This is a genomic window from Pasteurella bettyae CCUG 2042 (assembly GCF_000262245.1).
Lineage (GTDB): Bacteria > Pseudomonadota > Gammaproteobacteria > Enterobacterales > Pasteurellaceae > Basfia > Basfia bettyae.
In genome coordinates this window covers 1-7,367 of record NZ_AJSX01000009.1, presented here as the reverse complement: position 1 = coordinate 7,367, position 7,367 = coordinate 1, and the positions used below count along the sequence as shown (strand labels likewise).

General features: G+C 31.5%; 9 protein-coding genes and 1 pseudogene. 3 read left to right on the top strand and 7 right to left on the bottom strand.

The window, feature by feature from the left end:
- Positions 1-148: 148 nt before the first annotated feature.
- The 5 genes from HMPREF1052_RS02775 to HMPREF1052_RS02755 form a co-directional block, all read right to left on the bottom strand.
- Complete coding sequence (locus HMPREF1052_RS02775; RefSeq protein ID WP_005759376.1) at positions 149-1,285, bottom strand: IS1595 family transposase; 1,137 nt, start codon at positions 1,283-1,285, stop codon at positions 149-151.
- 407 nt (positions 1,286-1,692) lie between these two features.
- Positions 1,693-2,085 (bottom strand): DUF805 domain-containing protein, encoded by a 393-nt coding sequence (locus HMPREF1052_RS02770; RefSeq protein WP_005759374.1) that lies wholly within the window; start codon positions 2,083-2,085, stop codon positions 1,693-1,695.
- Between the two features lie 11 nt (positions 2,086-2,096).
- Entirely contained in the window at positions 2,097-2,879 is a 783-nt protein-coding gene (locus HMPREF1052_RS02765) for a DUF4013 domain-containing protein (RefSeq protein ID WP_005759373.1), read from the bottom strand.
- Positions 2,880-2,899: 20 nt separating this feature from the next.
- A complete protein-coding gene (locus HMPREF1052_RS02760) occupies positions 2,900-3,409 on the bottom strand; it encodes a hypothetical protein (RefSeq protein ID WP_231284608.1) in 510 nt (169 codons plus the stop codon).
- 34 nt (positions 3,410-3,443) lie between these two features.
- The gene (locus HMPREF1052_RS02755; protein ID WP_005759364.1) at positions 3,444-3,884 is read right to left on the bottom strand and encodes a hypothetical protein; all 441 of its coding nucleotides are present in this window, start codon (positions 3,882-3,884) and stop codon (positions 3,444-3,446) included.
- Positions 3,885-4,049: 165 nt separating this feature from the next.
- Here HMPREF1052_RS02755 and HMPREF1052_RS02750 point away from each other — a divergent pair.
- From HMPREF1052_RS02750 to HMPREF1052_RS02740, 3 genes and pseudogenes are all read left to right on the top strand, one after another.
- Positions 4,050-4,450, top strand: a pseudogene (locus HMPREF1052_RS02750) (helix-turn-helix domain-containing protein).
- Positions 4,451-4,507: 57 nt separating this feature from the next.
- On the top strand, positions 4,508-4,900 hold the full coding sequence (locus tag HMPREF1052_RS02745; RefSeq protein WP_005759377.1) for a hypothetical protein: 393 nt from the start codon (positions 4,508-4,510) through the stop codon (positions 4,898-4,900).
- On the top strand, positions 4,897-6,162 hold the full coding sequence (locus tag HMPREF1052_RS02740; protein WP_005759378.1) for a DUF6575 domain-containing protein: 1,266 nt from the start codon (positions 4,897-4,899) through the stop codon (positions 6,160-6,162). Before HMPREF1052_RS02745 ends, HMPREF1052_RS02740 begins: the two co-directional genes overlap by 4 nt.
- A gap of 38 nt (positions 6,163-6,200) precedes the next feature.
- On the opposite strand, the gene HMPREF1052_RS02735 is transcribed toward HMPREF1052_RS02740, so the two are convergent.
- Together HMPREF1052_RS02735 and HMPREF1052_RS02730 are read right to left on the bottom strand one after the other, a co-directional pair.
- A complete protein-coding gene (locus tag HMPREF1052_RS02735) occupies positions 6,201-6,872 on the bottom strand; it encodes a DNA-methyltransferase (RefSeq protein ID WP_005759372.1) in 672 nt (223 codons plus the stop codon).
- The gene (locus tag HMPREF1052_RS02730; RefSeq protein WP_005759366.1) at positions 6,850-7,209 is read right to left on the bottom strand and encodes a helix-turn-helix domain-containing protein; all 360 of its coding nucleotides are present in this window, start codon (positions 7,207-7,209) and stop codon (positions 6,850-6,852) included. Before HMPREF1052_RS02730 ends, HMPREF1052_RS02735 begins: the two co-directional genes overlap by 23 nt.
- Positions 7,210-7,367 lie beyond the last annotated feature (158 nt).

The following is a 7,367-nucleotide window of genomic DNA, read 5'->3' as shown; positions in this document are numbered from 1 at the left end:
CCTCAAATTCTAACTTCAACCTCGCAATTTTTCACATCAATTTTCCATTTTTTCAAACTCAAGGCGTAACTATTCCGCTCAACCTTCATTCAGGTAAGCTATTTCTTTCTATATAATTCCATCTAAGTCTATTAGCGTCTATACGATTCTATGCTGCCATCAGAATTTCATCGTATGCAGCTTGTTCTTCAAGTCGCTTAAAGTAGAGTGATGAAATTTCGTTAGGTGCAAAGGCTTTCATGCCTAGAAGCTCACCTTCACGATGATTTCCTTGCCAATAACCTACCCACTCTTTGAGTGGTAATACCCATAAGCAACGTTTGAGGACATCTTCAAAGAGTTCCCCATTTGATTTACGGCGGTTATCTGAAAAGAATGCAGCTTGATTGGCATAGTGTAAGGCATATTTATTATCGGTTTTATGGTGTGTACCACGCATTAAGTCGCGCATTCTGGCATTAAAAGATTCTGCTAGATTGTTGTTTACACCTTTCGCACTATAAGCCTCTTGATGATTCACCGACCAACGGATGTAGTGAAAATCAAGACTTTTATAAGCAGGGTTTTCATCACACATAATATCACTGCCTGATTTGACAAAGCGTTGATTTAATGCAAAAACAGTATCAGCATTTTCGGTGTAATCCATTGCGACAATGGTTCGGTTTGCTCCCCATACATTGCTATCGTTTGCAGCTCGTTGTGTAATGGCGTATAGACAACGTTTAGTCGCTCTAAATTTGGGATATTTGCGACCTTTCTCATCGGCTTTTTGACGTTGTTTATAATTGTTTTTACGGAAATTAGTTGGGCGCAAGGTAAAGTTGATCAACATTCCATCTTCGTGAACTTCGCCTGACAATGGACTTAAATCGCGCGTTTTAAATAAAGCTTCGCGAACTTTCCCACAAAGTACAAATGCCGTTTTGTAGTTCAAATTAAGATGACGACTAACATCAATCGCACTAATGCCTTTTGAGCTATTTACCATCATTAAGATGACAGAAAGAATATCGACTAAATCAACCTTATGAAAGGCAAAGGCTGTATTTGTTGTAATATAAAAATGGCGTTTGCAATGTTTACAACACCAACGTTTACGAGACGCAAGGAAATAGGCTTCGTGGCGAATACTACAATGCGGACAGCATACATCACGAACATTATCAGGGTTTCCCCAACGGTGAGTTTTTAAAAGGTAAAAAGCATCTTCTTCTGTAAGGCGTAAAATATCTTTTAAATTGATGTTTTTGGATTTGCTTGAAAGTAAATAATGTTGAGCCATTGCGAATTTCCTTGTGTAGTACAAGGCATTCGAGATTTGCTAAACGCCAGACATAAAAAATCGCCCACTTGAAAATTTCAAGTCGGCTCAAAGCGTTTATGCCTCGAATACCGTTACCCACAAGGAACTTGTGGAAGGCTCATTTAAAATGAGTGAAATTGCGATTGTTAAAACAGGAAATTTACAAGATGAAATTTGCTGTCACCTAAACATTCGCTACACACCTGTTAATGTGTATTAATTGGTGATTGAATAAAGTTGTATTCCTTGGCTAATTATATAATTTGTAGTAAGTTTTCCCTGCAAATTAGTGTAAATATAGTCCTTTGAAAATTTTTCGTCAAATAAAAAAGCAATTCCTCACGAAGTTGCTTTCATCTATTATTTGTTATCGCTAGTGTCCGTAATTATTTATTCAATATTACAGGATTTTCGCCAAATTTATTCGATTCGGCACTACCTTGCACAACTCCGATGACGATTGAAATGACGATTGCAATCGCTTCACCAATAACAGGAATTAGCATAATTAACATATATAAAGTAAACCAACCCGATAAATTTATATCGTGTAATCTACGGACTGTTAGGGATATTGAAGGTGGTAAGGTAACAACAAAAACTACTAAAAAAAGTATTACTCCAATACCTGTAAAAGCAAAAGCACCTAAAATAGCGAATATTAACGCATAAAATAAAGTAAATCCCCAATACTCTTTTCGTCTAGCACGTCCTTTAAAGTTTACATAGTTTTTAGTAAATGCTTCAATAAAGTATGTAAATAACGATTTTTCAATCATAACTAATCCTCTTAATGTGAATGTGTATTTTCAATATAATCTGTTGGATTATCAGCAGTTAAATCTTTTTTACTATTAACCTGCTTGAGAAATGCATTTTTTGCTAGATGCCCTAACTCATGCGAAACTGAACCATAATAGAGAACAAGTAAAAATGGTAGCAACAAAATCTCAATAGGAAACGCTATAAATAATAATAACGAATCAAGGATTATTAAAAGCAATACTGTGACTAGATAAAAAACATAAAATTTTAAGAAATTATGTAAATTAGCCATTAGAAATAAGATGTTTTTCGGTATATTTAATAATTCTAACCATTTTCCAGTTAATGCATATCTAATGATTCCACATTGAAGAATTGGATTTGAGATCATACCCCATATAAAGTAGATAAATAACGTTGCAATATAATCCTCAACGTAATCCGTAAGATAACCTGTTAACCCGCCTTGTATAAATTCAAGTATATCTAAGAACAATCCTAGAATACCTTTTAGTCCTAATAAATAACAAAAAGCTGTTGGAATGATCCAATATATAATTGTAACTCCTGTTATTTGTAACCCTTTCAGAACTATTTTCTTTATTTGTAATGATTGCAAAGGCTTATCTAACATAATATCTTCAACCATCTGAACCTGCCATCCTTTAATAAATATTATGCCGAATGGATACTTTATAAATGGAAAAAATAGTAAAAAAGGAATAATCCAAAGCTTCTTATAGAAACTTCTATCAGAAAAGAGATATACGTATCCTTCTTGATATTCTTTAAGCAAATTTTTAAACATTCTCGTGTTATACCTAAAATTTAAAGAGTATTGAGGACTTTACAAGGCTGATTCTTGGTAATTACAATTGGTTTATATAAACAACTTCCACAAATACTTCCATATTGAAGGATATATAGTTTTTTACCATTAATCATAAATTCGTAAGTTGATGATGTGTATCCTTGATTATTTGATAAAGGAGATGAACATTTTTCACCTGCTTTACTCTCTTTAACAAAGATTTTGTGGCGTTTTAATTCATTACTTAATAATTCGACTTGGTCGTAGTCATAATTTACTTCATTTTCTTGAATTAAAGTATTATGGCTTAATGCCTTAAAGAACATAAGATCGGATGTTTCCATCTTTATAGATGAACCTACTGCTTTACCTTGAGATAGATTAACCAAACTGTTATATAAAGATGAATCAGTGGTTTGCTCCGTTCTAAATGGATTGCCAACTCTTTTCTTCACAAATGTACCTTGTGAAATATCTCGAAGTCCCTCTGTAACTTCTGCACAAGAAGTTAATGATAAGGTTAGCATTACTACCTTAAGTATTTTTCTCATAACATTTCCCTTATTGATATTGCTTGATACAAGAAGCTAAGTTTTTCTTATAACTATATCCTTGTTTAGTAATAACATCTGATACTAAGCATTGGTTGTTTTTACATTCGAGTTGATAGACTAAATTAATGATTTTCTTCTTATTTTTTAGCGTGACATTTACCTGCTCATTAATAATTTTTATAATAGGTTTTACTTCAACTTGATTTCTCACCATTCCATAGATCCAAAATTCGGAAAGGCATGTTCCGCCGTATTCATATTCATTTTCGTTATGAATATCTGTTGCTTTCATTTGCAAATCTGCAAACTCTCTTGTTGAGTAGCCTTCTAAATCATTGGTTTGATAGACCTTTTCAACGGTATCTACTTTAGCTTGCTCTAAAGGTGACAAAGCGAAAACATTTGCAGATAAAAACATTGCAACGAAAGATGGATATAGCTTATTCATAATAAAAAACCTATAATGATTAGTATGATAAATTTAGGGAAATTTTTAGTAAAAATCCGCATTAAATATAGCTATAATACATAATGTGGTTGTTTTGCTGTAGCAACTGGTAATCTCTATCAACTACCCTAGCAGTGGGTATTCAAGAAATTTTACAGGTACAAAATGAGTGTCAATGAGAAGATTCGAAAGATCCGAGAAGCAAAGGATTGGTCGCAGGAACAGATGGCTGAAAACTGAATATGTCGCTAAATGGCTATGCTAAAATTGAGCGTGGTGAAAGTAAAATTTACCTAGACAAACTCGAACAAATTGCACAAGTATTCGATATTGATGTAGTTGAGCTAATGCAATCAGATGGTAAGAATATCTGTTTTCAAATTGAATCACCGTTAGGTTCGGTATATCAAGGTGGTGGGGAAGCCCAGTTGTCGATTGAGATTGAACGGTTGAAGTTGGCTTTGTCTCATGCGAATGAAAAAGAAGAGTTATTGAAAAAATTACTTGAGCAGAAGGATAGTGAAATTACAACCCTAAAAGAGCTAATACAGGCTTCGAAGAAATAAATAAAAGCTCTATTTAATAGAAAATGTTGGTATAAAATTTTAACAAGGGAATCAAGAATGAATATTAGAACTTGGGATTGTGATTATCCTCAAGATTTAGGTTTTGAATTACCGCCTCAAGAGGCTGTGGAGATAAATAAAGAAGCTTATCGAATGGTAAGTAAAGAGCAACCTGATATAGATGATTTTTTAGCAAGCTTTAAGGATCCTAGACAGAAAAATTACTTACATTACAGAGAAAGAGTAGAATTTTATGCAACTTCTTTCTTTAATTCTCTTGATAAAGCTCAATATATGCTAAATCTAAGACCTCATGCATTTAAGGGGAAATTCATTGCGGTTGGAATGATTAAACCTGAATATGGAAAAGGAATTGAAAACCATAATACGGGACATATTTCTATGTGGCTTTATAAAAATATTTTTCCTACAGGATTTGTAAGAGTATGAGAAAAATATTATTTTTAGAAACTGATTTTGGAAAATTATTTTACCATAATGTATATGCATTTTATGGTGAACCTGTAGTTTTTACGGCATTTAATGAATATAGACATTTCTTTTTTTGTTATAGTTTGGGATTGGATGATGAACAAGAAAATGATTTATGGCTAATTATGCCTATTTCAGAGGAGAAGAAAAATCGCTTAGAACAAAAAGACATTCCTGTCATCAAAATGATGAAGGGGGATGATTGTGAAAAGATTAAATTACTTAAATTAAATGTAGATACTGGTGAAAAAGAAGAAGACTGGATATCAACTAGAAATTATCCTTATTTAATGCCAGATGATACTATATATATTTCCGAAAATATAAATTGGGATGATACTCGTTCTCATACTCACAAGATAAGAGTTGCTGCAAATAATCTTACAAATACTAAACTTAATGAAATAACAATACTTTTTAGTAATTTAATAAAATCTATTTTTTCTAAGAATAATGTTAACATTAATCTTTTTCCTCAAGACGCAATTCATGGCTCTTTTGTTTTTAGAGTAAAGACAAAGTGTGAGGGTAATGCATTACAAGAAAATAAAGAAAAATCTTACTCTGATTTATTAAGCTTTAATGATAAACACAAATTTAAAGAGATATTAAATAATAAACATATTGATGTTAAATCAACTTGGAAATTATTAAATCTCATAAAATCTTATGATAGCGTTATTCAATTTATTGATGAAAGCTCTACAGTAAAATTATTAAACATAAATTCAGAACTTGCAGGAGAGTTATTAAATCTAGTAGATTCAAAATTAGACACTTATCTTGATAGCACTATGGTTCCTCAAGCTAATGATATTTATAAAGTTAAAAAATATTTAGATATACTAAAATCAGATAATGTTGTAGCTCTTGATAAATTAGGCGTAACTTCTGAACGACAGATCTCTTATTATAGAGATGCTTGTTATTTATTAGGGTTAATAAATGAGAGATATAATTACTTAACTCCTATTGGAAATAGGATAACAGAAATTCAGGAAGAAAATGAATGGTTAAAAATATTAAGAGTTCAATTTGAAAATTCTGAATGTGGTTATTTATGGATGAAAAATCAAGGTGTTAATTCTATCTTAGATATAGATCCAAATTCTGCGACGCAATATTTATTAGATAATGCTAATGGATTAAGTGAAGATACAGCTAAAAGAAGAGCTTCAACTTTAAAAAGATGGGTTAATGCATTTAAAACCATTCAGTAAAAAAATTGCATAGCTGTCATAGCTATGCAATTTTTAACTTATACATTAGATATTCTAGCTATAGCTAATTTAATAGCATCTAAATTAATATCCGTCCCTTTAAAACTTCTATTTGTTATTTTAGCTGCGACACCAACAAAACCTGAACCACAAAATGGATCGATTACTAATTCACCTTTATTAGAGCTTTGTTCAATGAGAGTCTTCGCTAAATTTATAGGTTTTTCTGTTGGATAGCCTCTAACGATCCTTTTTTCAACAAGAATATCTGGGATTGATAAATTATTTAATTTCCTCTTTCCTTTTTCAAAGAATAAGATAAATTCATATCGTGCTCTATAATGATACCCCATACCGATGGCGACCTTATCCCATACTATAGGTTTCCAAAATTTAAATCCTATTTTTTCTGCGATAGGTTTTATTACAAACATAGTTTCCTGATCACAAAATAGGTAAAAGTGACTGTCTTTCTTTAAAACTCGATATATTTCAATTAGCAATTCTTCAAAACGCTGATTAGGGAAGATCTCAAACCATTGATTACTAGAGGATTTACTTTGTTTTAAACGAGTAGTTGTTCCAATTTTCCTATGCTTTTCTAATGATTCATAAGGAGGATCTGTAATAACTAGATCTACAGATGATGAATCTAAGGTTTTTAACCAATCTATAGCATCTAAATTACTAATCTGAGTGTTGTACATCATTATTACTCAATTCATTAAAAATAATTTTAGAGGTTCTTTTTAAAATACGCTTTCCCACTTCATTTGCAGAACGATAATTGTTGAGCAATTCAGATTCATCTAAATTCAAATTAATATCTTTTTCAGTTAAAAACATATCCTCTTGATTCAATAGCAGCCAATTTAAATTAATATTAAATTTTTTAGAAATTTTAGAAAGAAACTCCATACTAGGCTCCTTACCACTATTAAGATAGTTATGCACTGTTCTAAGTGGTGTATCAACTAATTCTGCAAAATCCTTTACTGTCAGTTTTTGCGACTCAATAACAAGACGTAATCGTTCTTTAATGCTCATTTTGGCATTCCTTATTGACTTTAAGTGTAAAAAATGGCATTATTTAATCATTGAGAATGCCAAAACTTGCATTATTATAGTGATTTTATTAGGTTAAATAAACAAAATTATGGCGCAACACTTCCTCTTATCTAGTAAGGCTCGCACGCTTTCTTCTT

Excerpts from the sequence above, each read along its gene's own strand:
- HMPREF1052_RS02775 (WP_005759376.1), bottom strand. The coding sequence starts at position 1,285 with ATGGCTCAACATTATTTACTTTCAAGCAAATCCAAAAACATCAATTTA.
- HMPREF1052_RS02770 (WP_005759374.1), bottom strand. The coding sequence starts at position 2,085 with ATGATTGAAAAATCGTTATTTACATACTTTATTGAAGCATTTACTAAA.
- HMPREF1052_RS02765 (WP_005759373.1), bottom strand. The coding sequence starts at position 2,879 with ATGTTTAAAAATTTGCTTAAAGAATATCAAGAAGGATACGTATATCTC.
- HMPREF1052_RS02760 (WP_231284608.1), bottom strand. The coding sequence starts at position 3,409 with ATGCTAACCTTATCATTAACTTCTTGTGCAGAAGTTACAGAGGGACTT.
- HMPREF1052_RS02755 (WP_005759364.1), bottom strand. The coding sequence starts at position 3,884 with ATGAATAAGCTATATCCATCTTTCGTTGCAATGTTTTTATCTGCAAAT.
- HMPREF1052_RS02745 (WP_005759377.1), top strand. The coding sequence starts at position 4,508 with ATGAATATTAGAACTTGGGATTGTGATTATCCTCAAGATTTAGGTTTT.
- HMPREF1052_RS02740 (WP_005759378.1), top strand. The coding sequence starts at position 4,897 with ATGAGAAAAATATTATTTTTAGAAACTGATTTTGGAAAATTATTTTAC.
- HMPREF1052_RS02735 (WP_005759372.1), bottom strand. The coding sequence starts at position 6,872 with ATGATGTACAACACTCAGATTAGTAATTTAGATGCTATAGATTGGTTA.
- HMPREF1052_RS02730 (WP_005759366.1), bottom strand. The coding sequence starts at position 7,209 with ATGAGCATTAAAGAACGATTACGTCTTGTTATTGAGTCGCAAAAACTG.